This is a genomic window from Clostridium sp., assembly GCF_050717515.1.
Lineage (GTDB): Bacteria > Bacillota > Clostridia > Clostridiales > Clostridiaceae > Clostridium_AD.
In genome coordinates this window covers 380,579-397,440 of record NZ_JBOITL010000032.1, presented here as the reverse complement: position 1 = coordinate 397,440, position 16,862 = coordinate 380,579, and the positions used below count along the sequence as shown (strand labels likewise).

At 29.7% G+C, this 16,862-nt stretch carries 16 protein-coding genes and 1 pseudogene; 3 read left to right on the top strand and 14 right to left on the bottom strand.

Annotation, left to right across the window (positions count from 1 at the left end):
- Window positions 1-202: 202 nt before the first annotated feature.
- The 3 genes from ACREV6_RS17805 to ACREV6_RS17795 all read right to left on the bottom strand — a co-directional run bounded on the left by ACREV6_RS17805 (window position 203) and on the right by ACREV6_RS17795 (window position 2,077).
- Window positions 203-1,084 carry an acetamidase/formamidase family protein gene (locus tag ACREV6_RS17805; RefSeq protein ID WP_431579383.1) on the bottom strand — a complete coding sequence of 294 codons (882 nt, stop codon included), beginning with the start codon at window positions 1,082-1,084 and terminating at the stop codon, window positions 203-205.
- 571 nt (window positions 1,085-1,655) lie between these two features.
- Window positions 1,656-1,826, bottom strand: coding sequence for a flavodoxin family protein (locus ACREV6_RS17800; protein ID WP_431579382.1), 171 nt, complete (start codon window positions 1,824-1,826; stop codon window positions 1,656-1,658).
- Between the two features lie 5 nt (window positions 1,827-1,831).
- The gene (locus ACREV6_RS17795; RefSeq protein WP_431579381.1) at window positions 1,832-2,077 is read right to left on the bottom strand and encodes a DUF3990 domain-containing protein; all 246 of its coding nucleotides are present in this window, start codon (window positions 2,075-2,077) and stop codon (window positions 1,832-1,834) included.
- Window positions 2,078-2,485: 408 nt separating this feature from the next.
- Here ACREV6_RS17795 and ACREV6_RS17790 point away from each other — a divergent pair, with 408 nt between their 5' ends.
- Together ACREV6_RS17790 and ACREV6_RS17785 are read left to right on the top strand one after the other, a co-directional pair.
- Complete coding sequence (locus ACREV6_RS17790) at window positions 2,486-3,160, top strand: YczE/YyaS/YitT family protein (RefSeq protein WP_431579380.1); 675 nt, start codon at window positions 2,486-2,488, stop codon at window positions 3,158-3,160.
- Between the two features lie 342 nt (window positions 3,161-3,502).
- Window positions 3,503-4,912: a deoxyribodipyrimidine photo-lyase gene (locus ACREV6_RS17785; RefSeq protein ID WP_431579379.1), complete on the top strand. Its 1,410-nt coding sequence runs from the start codon at window positions 3,503-3,505 to the stop codon at window positions 4,910-4,912.
- A gap of 118 nt (window positions 4,913-5,030) precedes the next feature.
- Here the strand turns inward: ACREV6_RS17785 and ACREV6_RS17780 are convergent, their stop codons facing one another.
- The 11 genes and pseudogenes from ACREV6_RS17780 to ACREV6_RS17730 all read right to left on the bottom strand — a co-directional run bounded on the left by ACREV6_RS17780 (window position 5,031) and on the right by ACREV6_RS17730 (window position 15,306).
- Window positions 5,031-6,149 (bottom strand): FAD-dependent oxidoreductase, encoded by a 1,119-nt coding sequence (locus tag ACREV6_RS17780; protein ID WP_431579378.1) that lies wholly within the window; start codon window positions 6,147-6,149, stop codon window positions 5,031-5,033.
- Between the two features lie 182 nt (window positions 6,150-6,331).
- The gene (locus ACREV6_RS17775) at window positions 6,332-7,393 is read right to left on the bottom strand and encodes an NADH:flavin oxidoreductase (protein WP_431579377.1); all 1,062 of its coding nucleotides are present in this window, start codon (window positions 7,391-7,393) and stop codon (window positions 6,332-6,334) included.
- Between the two features lie 347 nt (window positions 7,394-7,740).
- On the bottom strand, window positions 7,741-7,902 hold the full coding sequence (locus ACREV6_RS17770; RefSeq protein WP_431579376.1) for a hypothetical protein: 162 nt from the start codon (window positions 7,900-7,902) through the stop codon (window positions 7,741-7,743).
- A 369-nt stretch (window positions 7,903-8,271) separates the two neighbouring features.
- The gene (locus ACREV6_RS17765; RefSeq protein WP_431579375.1) at window positions 8,272-9,558 is read right to left on the bottom strand and encodes an MATE family efflux transporter; all 1,287 of its coding nucleotides are present in this window, start codon (window positions 9,556-9,558) and stop codon (window positions 8,272-8,274) included.
- A 372-nt stretch (window positions 9,559-9,930) separates the two neighbouring features.
- Window positions 9,931-10,704: a class I SAM-dependent methyltransferase gene (locus ACREV6_RS17760; RefSeq protein WP_431579374.1), complete on the bottom strand. Its 774-nt coding sequence runs from the start codon at window positions 10,702-10,704 to the stop codon at window positions 9,931-9,933.
- A gap of 228 nt (window positions 10,705-10,932) precedes the next feature.
- A complete protein-coding gene (locus tag ACREV6_RS17755) occupies window positions 10,933-11,202 on the bottom strand; it encodes a CD3324 family protein (protein WP_431579373.1) in 270 nt (89 codons plus the stop codon).
- 198 nt (window positions 11,203-11,400) lie between these two features.
- A pseudogene (locus ACREV6_RS17750) lies at window positions 11,401-11,772 on the bottom strand (transposase); the annotation flags it as partial.
- 220 nt (window positions 11,773-11,992) lie between these two features.
- Window positions 11,993-12,178: a hypothetical protein gene (locus ACREV6_RS17745; protein WP_431579372.1), complete on the bottom strand. Its 186-nt coding sequence runs from the start codon at window positions 12,176-12,178 to the stop codon at window positions 11,993-11,995.
- The gene (locus ACREV6_RS17740; protein WP_431579371.1) at window positions 12,168-13,541 is read right to left on the bottom strand and encodes an MFS transporter; all 1,374 of its coding nucleotides are present in this window, start codon (window positions 13,539-13,541) and stop codon (window positions 12,168-12,170) included. Before ACREV6_RS17740 ends, ACREV6_RS17745 begins: the two co-directional genes overlap by 11 nt.
- The gene (locus ACREV6_RS17735) at window positions 13,538-15,034 is read right to left on the bottom strand and encodes an insulinase family protein (RefSeq protein ID WP_431579370.1); all 1,497 of its coding nucleotides are present in this window, start codon (window positions 15,032-15,034) and stop codon (window positions 13,538-13,540) included. Before ACREV6_RS17735 ends, ACREV6_RS17740 begins: the two co-directional genes overlap by 4 nt.
- A 77-nt stretch (window positions 15,035-15,111) precedes the next feature.
- Complete coding sequence (locus ACREV6_RS17730; RefSeq protein WP_431579369.1) at window positions 15,112-15,306, bottom strand: hypothetical protein; 195 nt, start codon at window positions 15,304-15,306, stop codon at window positions 15,112-15,114.
- 239 nt (window positions 15,307-15,545) lie between these two features.
- Between ACREV6_RS17730 and ACREV6_RS17725 the strand changes: the two genes are divergently transcribed.
- Entirely contained in the window at window positions 15,546-16,853 is a 1,308-nt protein-coding gene (locus ACREV6_RS17725; RefSeq protein WP_431579368.1) for a helix-turn-helix domain-containing protein, read from the top strand.
- Window positions 16,854-16,862 lie beyond the last annotated feature (9 nt).

The window sequence follows — 16,862 nt, the reverse complement described above, 5'->3', positions numbered from 1 at the left end:
AGTAAATAGCTTCTAGTCTAATGGAGATAGGATCACCATCAATTGTAATAAGCACATTAAACATAAAAATATCATCTAATATTGCATTAATGGAAATACCCTATTTTCCAATCTACATCATACTGATATAGCATTTTGCGTGGAAAGTTTCTCTCCCACAAATCTCTGTATTTAACATCAAGTCTACACATTTTCTATTTTCTTATAGTGAATCGTAAATCCATAAGGGCAATTCAAAACGTACCGTTTTAAGTGGGTCAACAATTTGCGATATTTGTACATTCCCGCTTAAACTAAGTAATGATATAGCTTCAGCTTCAGCCATACCTTTTGAAACTAAGATATTTACCATGTTTTTAGTTGCAGTTACGGCAGCACTATCCAAGGACACATCGGAAGCTATGGTATAAACAGCATCCTTTGTGAAAACTACTGGAAGACTAAATGGACGACCTTTAATAACTTCTACGGTAACAGTTACCTCTCCTGGAACTTCAGCACCACATACAGAAACCTCACCATCTCCCATAACAGCGTGCAGATCCCCCATTGCTAAAAGCGCTCCTGGTACCTCTACTGGTAAGTAAATTGTTGAACCAATTCCAATTATTTTGGAATCCATATTCCCACCATGCATTCCAGGTGTGCCACAGGATATGGTTTCTGTTTTTGGAGCAGTTCCGATTACTCCAATCATAGGGCATATTGGGAGCTTAATCTTATCAGAGAACTCAACCTGACCATTGACTATTGGTAGGATTTTAATAAAGTTTTCTTTTAAGCTACTACCTAAAACTCCTAGATTAGGACCAGTAAGCATAACTGCCTGGGAACCAACCTTAATGCTCTCAATTCTAACAATTAAGGTGTCTCCTGGCATTGCCTCATTTATAAATATTGGCCCAGTAGCTGGGTTTATCCTATTCCAGTCAAGGTTGTTCATAATAGTATTTTGTGATTGTATTTGATTTTCAAAGCAATCACATGTTTCAAATACTATTTGACTTCCTGCCGGAACCTCAGCAACTGGTGTATTGTATTTATTCATGGCAAAGACTACATTTTTACTTGATATTCTGTACATCTGACATTACTCCTTCTTTATAATTTTTTTTGTAAATGATGTTCTTTTAGCAAGTGGGCCACTTCATGACCCACTAAGGTAACTGTGACTTGGTAAAAACAGTAAATAAGTTCTAGCCTAACGAACATAGGCTCACCATCAAGGATAGAGGTATCATCTTATTGCAGTAATAGAAATACCATACCACTTACTTTCACGTTTTGCTAATGTTACCTGATTATTTATAGCAAATTCACTTCACTACCTCCTCTATAAACTTTTTCAGTTTTTTGTTAGCTAAAGTCCGTAGGCATTCCACTCTAAATTTCCACTACATAAAACCATTTCCATAAACAAAAACATTGGAATTTTTAATAACCAATCTTATTGAATGCTTTACTTAATCCTTCTAATTATAAATAAGGTTAATCAAATCGTTTTTCAAATGCATTGTTCTTTTTTAATAAGCTATTCCAAAAAAAGTTACTTATATTTAAATGTTTCATGAAAAACAAAGCAGTTTTTGAAAGGTTCTCTGGTTTTGAAATGATTATTTTATCAACTGTTTCATTTTTTTTGTATTTAGATATACTTAACGAACTTCCGGGAACCCTGAATGTATTATAAAAGAAATCGGTTTTCCAGTTAGAAATCCTTTATTTCTCTCCATATGTTCAAAAAAATCTTTAGTGATTCCTGGCATACTATCGATGTATAGTGGGAAAATAACGAGGATATATTCTGCAGTTTTTAGAACATCCATCTGCTTTACACTTCCTTACTGCCTTCATATTTTAAATATCTCTCAATATTTTCTTGATTAACTATACATATTTTATGATTAGGTTTGAAAAATTTCAGCCCTTTAAGATCTTCTTCTTTATCAATTAAATTATCCTGATATAATTCAATTGTATTGTACACCCTATCATCAGCTATGCCACCTATAATTGCATCATATTTCAAATAACCTTTACTAGCATTTCTAGAATCTAAAATAAAATATCTAACCACTCCCTATCATAACTCAAGAATTCTTTAATCTTATAATTTTTACTTATATCTTCTAAAGATAGGCTATAGATATTCAACTGCGCCTTATTCCCTCTTCTTTTAAATCTATTTGTCCAGTTAAAACCTATCAATTATGCTAGGATAAAACATTACCACCGCTCCGATTAGTGATAATGGCATTTATTAATATAAATTTTAAATGGTTCAACTGTTGACACCGTTTACTAAAATATAGTAAACTGAAAACAAACGAAATCAAGTGAAATAAAAACAAACATAAACAAACATAAATAAACGTTGGTTAAAAGATGCTTTTGTATTTCTATTAATTTTATGTTTTGTATTCTCACATCGAATAAATAGGTTGCACATTAAGCAACTATAAAATATAAAGAAAGGGATGAAAATATGACTAAAAAAATAAATCTAATTAAAAGACTAATTATATTTTTTGTAGGAATGAGTATTATACAGATTGGAGTAGCCTTGTTTTTAAAAACTAATATTGGTTCCGATCCATTTACTTTATTCACTCAAGGATTATCATTTTTATTAAATAAAACACCTGGAAATGCTAATATGATTATTTTATCTGTATTGTTTTGCATAATACTTGTAGTTGATAGACATCGTATAAAGATAGGAACAATTATATGCGTTGTTGGAGTAGGACCCATTATTGACCTTGGAGTAAAGGCTGTTTCATTTTTCCCAATTGCATCTTTAAATATTGGTATAAAAATACTTTTAGTTATAATCGGTTGTGCTTTAATTGCAATTGGATTTTCTATACTTAAAGCAAGTGATCTAGGTGTTGCCCCAAATGATATTATTCCATTTATTATTAAAGATAAAACCAATTTAGAATATCGTTGGATTCGTATGGCATTAGATATTAGTTTTTTAATAATGGGATTTGCCCTGGGCGGAATATTGGGAATAGGTACAATAATATCTGCATTGTTAATAGGTCCATTCATACAATTTTGTCTTCCCTATGGAGAAAAGTTCGTAAATGTTATTGTTAAAAATCAAACTGAAGATGAAGTTGAAAATGAAGAAAGGATATCTTTAAGGGCTTAAATTTAAAAGCTAACGTATCAGTAGCTATACCAAAGTTAAGAGGAAACTACTAGCAACATTGGATTCAATTAAACCATTGTGCTTTATAAAACAATATATAAAATCTATAATTAGCTTATAATTATGGGAAAAATAAGTTGGTATGTTTTATTGTATGCTCTGAGGCAGCTGGAAATAGTAATGCTGAAATTGATATAGATTTACTCTTAAAAGATGACGATTATAATTTTGAATAGATATATTATGTATATCTATAAGTATTAGTAAAGAGGGACTACTGAAATATATTTTAGTAGTTTTTTAATTGTTAAAAAATAATCTATAATAATGGAGCTGAAAATAATGATTTTACAAGATAGAATTAAAGTTTTAAACAACAAAAAAATAATTGATAATCCCTATGTGGTTTACTGGATGCAATGCTCTCAAAGAACAGAATATAACCATGCCCTAGAGTATGCCATAATGAAGGCCAACGAGCTTAATAAGCCATTAATTGTGTATTTTGGATTAACTGATAATTTCCCAGAGGCAAATGAAAGACACTATTATTTTATGCTAGAGGGATTAAAAGAAGTAAAAACAGAATTAGCTATAAGAAATATTAAAATGATTATCAGAAAAATATCTCCTGAAAATGGAGCTTTAGAAATATCATCTTTTGCAGCATTAATGGTAGTAGATAGAGGATATTTAAGGATAGAAAGAAAGTGGAGAACGCTTTTAGCCCAAAATGCGAAATGCTCTGTGGTACAGGTAGAAACTAATGTCATTGTACCCGTAGAAGTAGCTTCTATAAAAGAAGAATATTCTGCATATACCCTTAGAAATAAGATAAGCAAAAGATTAGAGGAGTTTGCATTGCCTCTTAATGAGAGAGTATGTAATGAAGTTTCTACTGATTTGGAGCTTCTACTTGATGAATATGATATAGACGATATTGATAAGGCTATTTCACAACTTAAAATTGATAAAACAGTTAAGAGGGTTCTCTACTATAGGGGTGGTACTAGTAATGCTAAGCTATTACTAGAAGAATTTATTTCCAATAAATTATCACATTATAGTGAACTTAAAAATGAACCCTCAAAGGCTTATTCTTCTAATTTAAGTCCATATCTTCATTTTGGTCAGATTTCTCCCTTGTACATATATATTAAATTAATGGATGTGTATATAGAAGATAAAAAAGCTTTTTTAGAAGAATTAATAATTAGAAGAGAATTAAGTATGAATTTTGTGTTTTATAATGATAAATATGATTGTTATGAATCACTTCCATCTTGGGCTCTGAATACTCTTGAAAAACATTTGGTAGACCAGCGAGAGTTTATTTATTCCCTGCGAGAACTAGAAACAGCCCAAACCCATGATAATTATTGGAATGCTGCGCAAAATGAAATGCTTATTACTGGCAAAATGCATGGCTATATGAGGATGTATTGGGGAAAGAAAATATTAGAATGGAGTAAAACTCCAGAAGAGGCTTATAATGCCGCTATTTATTTAAATAACAAGTATCTTTTAGATGGTAGGGACGCAAATGGATTTGCGGGTATAGCTTGGTGCTTTGGAAAGCATGATAGACCTTGGGGTGAGAGGGCTATCTTTGGATTAGTTAGATTTATGAATGATAAAGGATTAAAAAGAAAATTCGATATGGAAAGATATATGCATAAGATTGAATCAATGGTTTACAATTCTGTGATTATAAGTGATAATGAGAAAACTGAACAAACATCCTTATTTTAAATTAGAACTCATATAAATATATGAAAGGGTTTTACTTAAAACCAAATAAAAAGTCATGTCAAATGAGAGTTATAAATTACTCTTTTGACATGACTATAATTTTTTTACAATTATCGAACTATTCATAAAATTTAAACTTTTTCATAAATCCACGGTCAATAAAGTCCTTAAGTTTCCAGCTTAGACTTCCCATAGTAGCCATGCTCTTGTACTGCATAATTCCCTTTTTATTACCAGCGGATATAATAGCCAAATAATCTGTTTGAGGTATATATTCCTGTAATCCTTCATTCTTAATAAATTTCAGTATGTTATTAAGCAAGTATGGTGCTTCCCTTATAGCATAAACACCAACCTTCTTTACATATGTGAATTCAGAAAAAGAGATACAATCTCCTGCTCCGAAAATAAAAGGATAATCAACGGACTGAAGATAGCTATTTACCACCATATAACCAGCCTTGTCAACTGTAAGCCCTGAATCCTTGTATATTGGATTTGATGCTGGACCTGCAGCCCATACTAAAAAATCAAAATTTATTTGTTTTCCAAATTCCATGGAGAGATTATTTTCTAAAACCACTAATATTTTATGCTGGGATAAAACTTTGATTTTATCTTTCTTAAGCTTTCTTAGGGTCTTATCTCTTACATTTTCATGGTACCCCTTTAATATTAAATTTCCACTGTGCACTAAAGTTATTTTTACATTTCTCTTCATTTTGTCAGCCAAGGCTTTTAACGCAAATGCAATTTCAATCCCTGCAGCTCCCGCACCTGCTATTACAACATTTCTCACTTCAAATGTCTCATCCATAAAATTTTCACGTAGCTTAAATAAGTTTTCTAATGGCTTAACACAGCATGCATGTTCAATCACTCCTTCAACCTTTTTCCCTGCCATTTCAGACCCTGTATCAAGAGAAATCACATCAAAAGATACTGTTTCCTGATTTCCCAGTTTAACACATTTATTTTGCGCATCAATTCCCGTTACCCTACCCTCTATATATTTTACCCCACTCTTTTGGCACATTTTCTTTAAGTCAAAAGACATCTCTTCCCCTTTATAATTTCCTTCCACATATCCAGCAGCCATTCCTGAATAATACTGATATTGGCAGGCAGTTACAAGAACAACTTCAAGTCCTGGAATGTTTTTTAAACAAAACTGCTTTATAAGGAATACATGGGCATGCCCACCACCTACCAGCAGCAATTTTTTAGGTTTTTGCATAATATTGCCTCTCTTTCTACACTACACTAGGGTGACTGTCACTACTCGAAATTTGTCATAATAAAAATATCCTATAGAATAGACTTTTCAAATTATCTATTATATAGAATATAGTTTGATATTTTTATTGTGGCCATTTTATTATTTATATATATACTGAAAAATATTTTGTACTATTAATATTATTTTTGTTTATTATCTCTCTCAAATATAACTTTCCCTGCACAAACCGAAGACTGGCCAAACCACATACATTTTGCACAATTCAAGCATTTTCCTGTATCTTTGCCTTCTTTGGCATCATTTGCCCAATTGGGATTTATAAGAAATCCTTTAGCAACATCTACAATGTCTACATTTGTTTGATTTAATATTTCTTCTGCAATCTCCGCGGAATTAATTCCGTTAACTGCAAATACTGGAATTGAAATTTCTTCTTTAATTTTTTGCGCTGCATAAACAGCATTAGAGTATTTATACTCTTCATTTACATGCATTTCCTGTTCGCTCATAAATCCATAAGAAATATCAAGGAAATCTATTCCGTTTTTTTCTAATACTTTAGCATAATGTATTCCATCTTCTATGGTGGGTTCAAATCCTCCCAATCGGATTCCAACAATGAATTCTTTTGGCGTTACTTTTCTAATCCCATCTATTATTTCTATAACAAATTTTTCAGGATTTTTGCCATATTCATCAGTTCTCTTATTTACTTTTTTGTTTAAAAACTGGCTTATTAAATATGCATGGCATCCATGAAGTTCAACCCCATCATAGCCTGCTTCATATGCTCTTCTAGTAGCGGAAATATAATCATTTTGTATATGTTTTATATCTTCCCTAGTCATTTCATGTGAAGCGACGCTTCCATTATAATTTTTGTATTCATATGTACTTGGACACATTGGGTCTTTTGATATTCCAACAACTCCTGCATGATGAATTTGAATAAATATTGGACAGCCTTCTTCATGAACAACATCAACTATACTTTTTAGTCCTTCAATTTGATCATCTTTCCATATTCCAAGTTGCTTTTCTGATAGTTTTCCATCATCATTAACACAGGTAGCTTCTTGAATTATGAGTCCTGCTCCACCTTTAGCTAATTCTTTATAACGTTCTACATTTTCAGGTGCTACATATCCATCTTCTCTAAATCCAACAACCATGGGAGGAACACAAATACGATTCTTCATTTTTACATTTTTAATAGTAAAGTCTGTAAATAATTTTTTCAAAATACCACACTCCTATTTCATATACTCTTAAATTTTTATAAATGTTTGTCCAATAGTATTATTTTAATTTTAATGTTATCTTAATACAAGTACGCACTTTTTTTATTCTTAGTTTCAAAAATGATACTAATAGAAAAATCTCATGGTACCATTCACGTGGTAAGTAGCAATTTAGCAAATTAGCTGCTAATTTATAGGGTGAATAGTGATAAAGGACCATACTGCAAGAAGAAATATGCTTTAACAAGAAATGGTAAAGAACTTATTAACTCCGATAGTATTTTTAATAACTAGAAAAAGAAGGAAATATAAAAATTCTCCTTCTTTTTCTGAATAGTTAATATCTCTTATTTGTCGCTTAAAGCTTTTTTAAGGGCTTTAATTTCATCTTGGTGTATTTGCTTACTTTTCTTATCACTTTTCTTATCATCTATAGGTAATAGGCTCTGTAAGGCTTTAATTTGCCGCTTTATTTCATCTTTATCTTTGGGAATTTCAAATTTTGACATTTATTTGACCTCCTTAAAATATTCTTTAACAATATCTATTCTGCATTTGAGAGTTATTTCCTTCTAAATAATTGTTTTTTATTAGATAAATATAATAAGCAACTAATTTATTACCGCCTTCACACCTGTGATTAGCAAATTCGATTCGCTCATCCCCCCAATTACTGATATAGCATCTCGCGTGGAAAGTTTCTCTCCCACAAATCTCTGTATTTAACATCCAGCAGCTTTACTACCTTACCCTCCTTCATAAGATCAAAGTCAGATCTTAACAGAAATTAGAAGTTTATGTTTGCTATTTATTTTTGCATTTATATAAAATAAGATAATTAGGAGTTCTTATTTAGATTTCTTTTATAATCTTTGTAATTATCTCTTTGCAAGAAATACCGCTACAATTAATGTTAATATTTCTGATAGCGGAAAACTCAGCCATATGCCAATCATTCCAAAGAAATTTGATAGCAATAAAGCTAAGGGAACAATAATACAACCACTACGTAGAATTGAAATGGTAAATGCATGCTTTGGTTGGTTTATAGAACTTAATACACCTGAAATAATAATATTAACTCCTGCAAAGAAGAAACCGGCAAAATAAATTATCAAGCCCTTCGATGCGGTTTTTGAAAGAATTTCAATATGATCTCTATTGAATATTTCCACAAACTGATAATTAAAAATAACAATGAGAACATATAAAATAGTTGAAATTCCAAGTGATGCAAGTATTTCGTATTTAAGTAAATGTCGAATATTTTCATTGTTACCTTGTCCAAAATTTTTACTAAGTAAAGGCTGTGTTCCATAAGCAATGCCTGCAAAGATAGAAGTTGCCACCAATGCTAAATTAGCTACAATACCATATGCTGCCACGCCTATATTTCCAGCAATACTTAGGATACGTAAATTGAATACAATAAGAATAATACCAGAAGCAATCTCTGCGATGAAGTATGATCCACCTAAACCACAAACACGAGTTACTTGCTTTATTGTTAATTTTGATTTATGAAAGTGGAAACAATTTTTCTTTTTAATATAATGTATCATTAGAATACACATACTAATGATAGGTGCTAGCCCTGTTGCAAAAGCTGCTCCAAACATTCCCCACTGAAAGATGAAGATAAAAACATAGTCTAAAATAATGTTTGATAAACTTCCAATTAGCATTCCTGCCATTGACAACTTAGGGTTTCCATCATTTTTAATAAAAGCAATGAAAATATTATTAAGAATAAAAAATGGGGCAAAACATAAGATGGTTTTTAAATAAGTATTTGTCATATCAAAGGTGTTTTTATTTGCTCCAAGTAAGCTACTAAGCGCTGAGGAACCAAACAAGCCAATTAGTAAAAAAAGTATACCTGCTAAAACGCCCATTTTAATTGAGTTCGTAAAAGTAGTATTTGCTTTGTTATGCTTATTTTGCGCCTGATAAATAGAATATTTTGTAGCGGAGCCTATACCAATCATGAGTCCAGTTGCGTTAATAAAACTATAAATAGAAATAGCTAAATTCAGAGATGCTAATCCATCTGCCCCAAATCTTTTAGAGACAAAAAAAGTGTCTGCTAAAATATAGCATGAAAGTCCAATCATCCCTATAATATTTGTGTATACGTAACGTAAAAATGTTTTTTTAATACTCACTTCCATAACTCCTCTCAAAATAAACATAAAAAAATACCTAACATTTATTCCTACAAAGACCTAAAGGAATAAAGTTAAGTACCGTAAATGAGCTGCCCGGTGGCAACACACTAGTATTTAATATGAACTTTTTTTAATGCTATCATAGTGTGTTAATCATTGTCAAGAATAACTATTTTTTTATTAGAAGTTAATTTAATAAGAGAAATTAATTTTCCACCATTAATCTTCTCCATGGGTTAGCTCCCCCTTGGCTGCTATTAGCGAGCCTCCCGTGACTACTAATGTTTCAGCAACTCGCATTGCAGTAGGTCCAGTTGCACTGAATCATTGCTTCCCAAATCTTAGCCTACAAATTTATATGCTTATATTTTATAACTTTTGAGCCTTCGTTGCTATCCAAGTATCAATATATGTATCCAATATGTTTCCACTTGCCTTGTCCTCATAAAAACCCGAGATGATAAATCCAGCCTCTATTTGTCCTTGTATTTGATCTGTTAAAGAGTGTCCAAAACATATGCCCTCATTCTGGTCTATAATCAATTCTTTTAGCTCTTGTTCAGATAAATCTTTAATGTCTGAATATGGTATTTTATGCTTAACTATTAAATTTCCGTTATTAAACTCTTTTAAATCAAAAATATATTGAATTGGATTCGCAAATCCAGATATCAATGTACCACCTTTTTTTAAAACACGGTAAGCCTCTCTCCAAACTGGTAAAACAGTATCAACAAAGCAGTTTGATACTGGATGAACAATAAAATCAAAATAATTTTCCTCAAAAACAGATAAATCTCTCATATCTCCTTGAACTATATGTATTATCAATCCGTCTCTATCTGCAACATATCTATCTAGTGCTAATTGGCTAGGTGAGTTATCAAAAACAGTTACATCTGCTCCTGCAGCCGCCAATATAGGCCCTTGTTGTCCTCCTCCTGATGCAAGACATAAAACTTTTTTACCAGTAAGTGTTGATGGAAACCATTCTTTTGGTACAGGTTTAGTTGGAGTTAATACAATTTCCCAACTTCCCTCTCTAACCTTTTGAATTACATCTTTATTTACTACTCTTGTCCATATATTTTCAGCTTCAACCTCTCTATTCCAAAACTCTCTATTATGACTTAAAAAATCCATGATATCCCCCTTTGTAATTCATTTATTATTGAATTTTTTTTATTAACCGCTACTACCTTCTAATGTACTTTTCTTTATTATTATTATTATTATTATTATTATTATTATTATTATAGCAAGTTACATTTATAATAAACTATCTAATATTATTATAAAAGATAAATAACTGCTATAGTTGTTTTATGCACAAAACCTCTGCAAGTCTAAAACTTACAGAGGTCTTATTTATTACAATTTTCTTATATATACAATCTTTTTAATTGTATCATAAGAAAGATTGTACTTCAGCATAAGTTCATCAATGGTTTTACCATTTTCTTTTTCAAATCTAATTTGTTTATTTCTATTAATAATTTCTTGTTTTGTACCAGTTTTACTTCCCCACGAATTCTTTTGACCATTTGATTGTGGGATATATAGTAACTCACCAGCAATATATGTCTGAATCTCATTAAGTAAATCCGGAGGTAACACTTCTGTAGCATTTATATATTTCATTCTAATTTGCTCCTTCACTTCTTAAATGATTAAGGATGCAAAATCAGACTTATTAACGCTTCAAAATTAGAATGAATCCGGCGATTTGAATGATTCTCTATGCAGTTATCGCCATTGTCTATAAGACTGATTCTGCATAGAGTTTTGTTGCTACTTTTACCTTATTTCCATAAAAAATCACATTCAAACGAACCATTATTATTTTTCCACCTCCCCTAAATAAGTAATTTGTGCTATTCTATTTATTTCTCCTGGCGGTGAATAGTTTTGACGATTTATCTTATCTTTTGTTACCATTTTACCCTTTCCGCAGCAAGAACAAATATTTATATCTATTCCTGTGAATTTAAGAAGAAGCTCTGATGCATTTAATTTAACCTCTGAATCTTGCTTTTTACTTTGCACTGCACCTGTAAGTTCTTTGCATTTCTGAAGCTTAGTTGACCAATTTCTGTTACTCAATATCCCATAGTGTCTAATTTAAACAAACTTTCTTGGTAGAACGTGTATGATAAATCTTCCAATAAATTCATCTACTGTAAGTGTCATAAATTTTTCTTTATTATGATCTACTGTTTTTTAAACACCACCCTTTTTATTTCATATATATATTATACATGTTTTGTAATATTTGTTAAATGTTTTTTTTAATTGTTTTAAAACTGATGTTTGAAATATAACAATAGATAGAAAATACCATTAAAAAGGCATTCCCAAATAATGTAATTACATACGTTACCATAAAATCATCTTTGAGCAATACAATTCTAATCTGACATATGACTATTTTTCAAATATTGTATAATATAAAAACTGGGAATTCTAATTTACCCGAAGCAAATTTTGTTCCAGATCCTGTAACGTCTAATACATATAGTGATAGTATGAAGGTTTGCATTTCAGATCCTATAACAGATACAAAACCGCCTAAAACTAAAAGTACAAAGTTTTTTTGCTTTAATAATTTAATATTCATCTTCGTTTATAGCACATGCTAATTCAGACGAAACCACTGTTATTTCTTCATTACTAATAGAGGATTCATTATCTGCATTATTAGCATTTTCACTTAAATTCTCCATACCAGTAGTTTTATCATCACCACATAGAATTTTTTTGGAAATTATGCTAACTAAGAAGAATATTAATGAAGTTATTGCTACACACATCCATGCATCTATTTTATCAAATAAAAACCCAAATAACATAAGTCCTAGAGGCATAGCAGCCATTGATAATGAAGACATTACAGTTCCTACTCTTCCCATAATCTCTAAAGGAACTTCTTGCTGAAACATAGTACTTAATGCTATATTTCCAATAGAAATTATTAATCCAATCATAAAAGTAATTACTATTAAGCTTATATATGGTATTAGATTACTATTAAATAAATTTAAGTAAAAGGATGATGGGATTAAAGCCATAATCGCAGTTAATATTGATGTAATAAAAATATCCAGGAAGAATATTTTACCTATACTAAATTTTTTAGAAACTTTACTCATTATAAAAGGAGCAATAATCATAGAAGTTACAAGAATACATTCTAAAGCTCCATACTGATAATCAGTTACTTTCAGTATTTTTTTTGAAATAAAGGCTAATCCTATAGAACCTATAGGTGCAAAAGCAAAATTTAGTATACATGCAAAGGAAATTATAGTTACCATGATTTTTTTGCTCTTTATAAATCTGATACCTTCCGAAAAATCATTAAAAAACACATGTATATTTACTTTTTCAGGTTTTTTATTTAATTTAGGCACATGTATAAACATCTCACTTATTGAAGATAAAATAAAGCTTATTGAGTTTATAATTAATATTGTAAGCATACCGTAAATCCCGAATAAAACTCCTGCTACTGCTGGTGCTATTAAACTGCCTACACTCATTATAAGAGAGTTTATTCCATTTGCATCTATTAGATCTTCCTTTTTTATAATACTTGGTATAATAGTGCTAATAGCAGGCTGGAATAATAATGATATAAATGAAAGTAAAATTGAAAGTACATATATACTACCCATAGATAAGCTACCATTAATTATAAACAATATTGCATAGATACCAATTAATATTCCATTAAGCATATCTAAATAAACTACTATTTTTTTTCTATCAAACCAATCTACAAGAACACCAGCTATTGGTCCTAAAATAAGTTTAGGAATTATTGTTATAGCTAAAACAGATGCGAATTTAGCTGCTGAACCTGTGATTTTTAAGACGTATAAAGATAATGCAAATCCCTGCATTTCACTTCCGATAAGAGATACTAGTTTTCCTATCATTAATAGTGAAAAATCCTTTTGTTTTAAAAGACTTACTTTCATATTATATGTCTCTCCTCTATAATGTTATGTTTTATATAACCGTAATAATGCAATTTTATTTTTTCGTGTAAACTTAGTCCATCAGGTACAAGTCCGTTGAATATCTCTGGATTTTTATATCTTGAATATGTACATCCTCCCATACACATGGGCAATTGCACGCAATTTTTACATTTCTCACTATTCAATGGCGAAGTATTTTTAAATTTAAAATATGCTTCTTTATTTTCAAATTTTATATTTCCACATTCATCTAATTCACCAAATTGAAGACCATCTTCACTGGCACTTGAACATGGCGAAACTACTCCATTTGGTTCAATAATAAATGAATTCTTAAATGCTGCTTCACATGAACATGTAGCTGTAGAAAAATTTCTAAAAACTTTAAATCCTTTCTCTATACCAATTTTATAGAGTTCAAATAAATTTATCTTATTTTTATCTTGCATTAAATTACTTAATTGTAGGGCCACATTCTTTCTTTGATCCTCTGGTATAATATCAAATACTTTATGAAATTCGTCCATCATAATTTTTACTACTTCGTTTACTGACTCACTTGCACAAACTGCTGTAAATCCAAGAGTTCCCCTTTTTTCATAAAAACTCGTAAATGCACCTATGTTATAAGCAAGTCCTCTTTTCATTCTTATTTCTTGAACTAATCTTGATTCTAGGCTAGTGTCCCCAAGTATTTTAGCTATACTATCTATATTTGATTTTTCTGCATCCATATAAGATGGTGCTCTAAAGCCTATAGATATTACAGTACTTTTACCACTTCCACCAGAGTTAAAATAGATACCAGGCTCACTGTCTACTGTTTCTTTATAACTCCTAGTTTGTGTGTCTTCCCATCTTGAAAAGTTTTCTTCAATTATGTCTAATGTTTTTTGATAGTCTATGCCCCCTACAACTACAAGCGTTGCATTTTCAGGGGTATAAGATTTTTTTATAATATTTTCTATATCAGAAGCTTTAGCATTATTTATATTTTCTACATTACCTACAATTATTCTACCCACTGAAACATTTCCCCAAAGAGCTTGACTGGTTCTTTCTTTTATTTGATTAAATGAAGAGTAAAAAGATATAGTTTCTTGAGATACAACCTTTTTTTCATTTTCTATAAGCTCATTAGTAAAAGTTTTATTGTCTATGACTATGGTAGATAATGTTTCAATACATTTTTCTAACATATTTGATAACCCAGTAAAATAATAAGAAGTAGTTTCTTTTGTAGTTCCTGCATTATATACAATTCCTTCTGAAGACACTTCATTTATTAATTTTTCAAATCTTGGATTATTGTCATTTTCTATATTTATCATTAGATGTTCTACTAAGTGCGATAATCCATTATCATCATCCTCCTCATGCTTGCTTCCTTGTTTAATCCAAACTCCGCAAGACATAGTTCTTACATGAGGAATTTTATGCATTATAACCCTAAGTCCATTTTCTAGATAAACGTTTAATATATCATACAATTATCATCACCTACTTCTATATATTATATTTTTAAATGTGATGTGTTTTGTTTACAATTTTACAATAACACGCAATTTTAAAATTGTAAACATTTACTATTACTTTTTTGTACCTTTGGTTCAATAATAGTTGAACCACCTTCACTTAATAAATACGATTCAATATTTTGATTAGTTGTATTCCTAAATTTTATATCTTTTTTTGACACTCCTAAACCTACTGATAAAAGCAATCCAGCTATTATTGATAAACATATAATTTTTTTTCTCATAATAAATATCTCCTTTTAAACTGTAGTTTGTTTTTTTAGAAAAAGTAATAACCCTTTAGTATTGTTATTTAATTTACTTACATTTTTATAATAGCATTTAATTTTTAATTTGTAAATAAAAGCTTTAACTTTTTTTATATTATGTTATAATATATATATTGAAATAAATATTTCAAAGTAAATCTTTGAAATTTAACAGACTAAAGATAAAAATCTTTTTAACAATAAAGGAGAATTATATGGATAGTGAAATTTTATCACCAGGAAAGAAATTAAAGAAAATTAGAAAAGGATTTAAAATTAGGCAACATGAAATAACAGGATGCGAGATAAGCAGAGAGCTTATAAGCGTAATAGAAAATGATAAATGTGGACTTTCTCAAAAGGTAGCAGAAATACTTGCTGAAAACATAAATAAGATCTGTAAAGAAAGAAACATAGACTTTCACTTGACCGCAGCCTACCTATTAGAAGACGTAACAACTCAAGCCAATAGAGTTGCTGATGAATATATTAATTTCTTAAATAATAATGATGTTTCAAAAGATTTTACCGAAGACATTAGAAAAATAGATTTATTTTTAATGAATCAAGATATACCTGAGAAAAAAAGTTTGATTTTCGAGAAAATTGGGGATATACTAAAAAATCAAAAAGAATATTATAAGAGCCACACATACTATATAAAAGCTTTTGAACATCATAATAGATTATTTAATGATATTAGAATTTTTAATCTCCTTCAAAAGATAGGAAATGTATGCATAAGACTTACTAATTATAAAGAAGCTTTGGATTTCAATAGTTTAGCTCTTATTTATAACAATAATGTACCAGAAGATTTAAAATATAAGATATTATTCAATAATGCTCTATGCTATATTTATCTTGAAGATTACCGTAGTGCTTTAAATGAAATTAATCATATTGATAAGAACTTCAAAAATTTAACTAAACAAGATATATTCGAGCTTAATTCATTAAAAGTATCATGTTATAGATATAAGAAGTTTTTTAGTGATGCGTTAGAAATTAGTAATGTATTGTCAGATACTTTAAATGAAAATGAATACGAAAATACATTAATTGTTGTAGGTAATACTCTCGATATATACTCCATGTTAAAAGATACTAAGAACATTAAAATATATATAGATAAACAAATATACTTATTAAATAAAAACAATAAACTAGAAAGCCCTTATTTCTGTAATGTATACAAACAAATAGCTGTAGCCTGCAATCTAATTAATAACACTGAGCTATCAAAAGAATACTACAAAAAAGCTATTAAAGCATGTAAACAATATAGAAACAAGCAAATATTAGAATATTCATTGGATGAGTTTTTAGACATACTTATAAAAGAGCAAAATTCATCTGAAATAAATGATTTTAAAAATGAAATTCTAGAATTAATATCATTAGATATTATGCCACGCAACGATATGTCCGTATATAAGCTTATTAATTTTTATAACAGCATTAAAGACACTGAAGGTATCAGCAGTCTATTAGATTTTATATTGGATGAAAATAAAAAATAACAATACCAA

Coding starts and splice junctions, on each gene's coding strand:
- ACREV6_RS17805 (WP_431579383.1), bottom strand. CDS start 1,084: ATGTACAGAATATCAAGTAAAAATGTAGTCTTTGCCATGAATAAATAC.
- ACREV6_RS17800 (WP_431579382.1), bottom strand. CDS start 1,826: ATGGATGTTCTAAAAACTGCAGAATATATCCTCGTTATTTTCCCACTA.
- ACREV6_RS17790 (WP_431579380.1), top strand. CDS start 2,486: ATGACTAAAAAAATAAATCTAATTAAAAGACTAATTATATTTTTTGTA.
- ACREV6_RS17785 (WP_431579379.1), top strand. CDS start 3,503: ATGATTTTACAAGATAGAATTAAAGTTTTAAACAACAAAAAAATAATT.
- ACREV6_RS17780 (WP_431579378.1), bottom strand. CDS start 6,149: ATGCAAAAACCTAAAAAATTGCTGCTGGTAGGTGGTGGGCATGCCCAT.
- ACREV6_RS17770 (WP_431579376.1), bottom strand. CDS start 7,902: ATGTCAAAATTTGAAATTCCCAAAGATAAAGATGAAATAAAGCGGCAA.
- ACREV6_RS17760 (WP_431579374.1), bottom strand. CDS start 10,704: ATGGATTTTTTAAGTCATAATAGAGAGTTTTGGAATAGAGAGGTTGAA.
- ACREV6_RS17755 (WP_431579373.1), bottom strand. CDS start 11,202: ATGAAATATATAAATGCTACAGAAGTGTTACCTCCGGATTTACTTAAT.
- ACREV6_RS17745 (WP_431579372.1), bottom strand. CDS start 12,178: ATGAATATTAAATTATTAAAGCAAAAAAACTTTGTACTTTTAGTTTTA.
- ACREV6_RS17740 (WP_431579371.1), bottom strand. CDS start 13,541: ATGAAAGTAAGTCTTTTAAAACAAAAGGATTTTTCACTATTAATGATA.
- ACREV6_RS17730 (WP_431579369.1), bottom strand. CDS start 15,306: ATGAGAAAAAAAATTATATGTTTATCAATAATAGCTGGATTGCTTTTA.
- ACREV6_RS17725 (WP_431579368.1), top strand. CDS start 15,546: ATGGATAGTGAAATTTTATCACCAGGAAAGAAATTAAAGAAAATTAGA.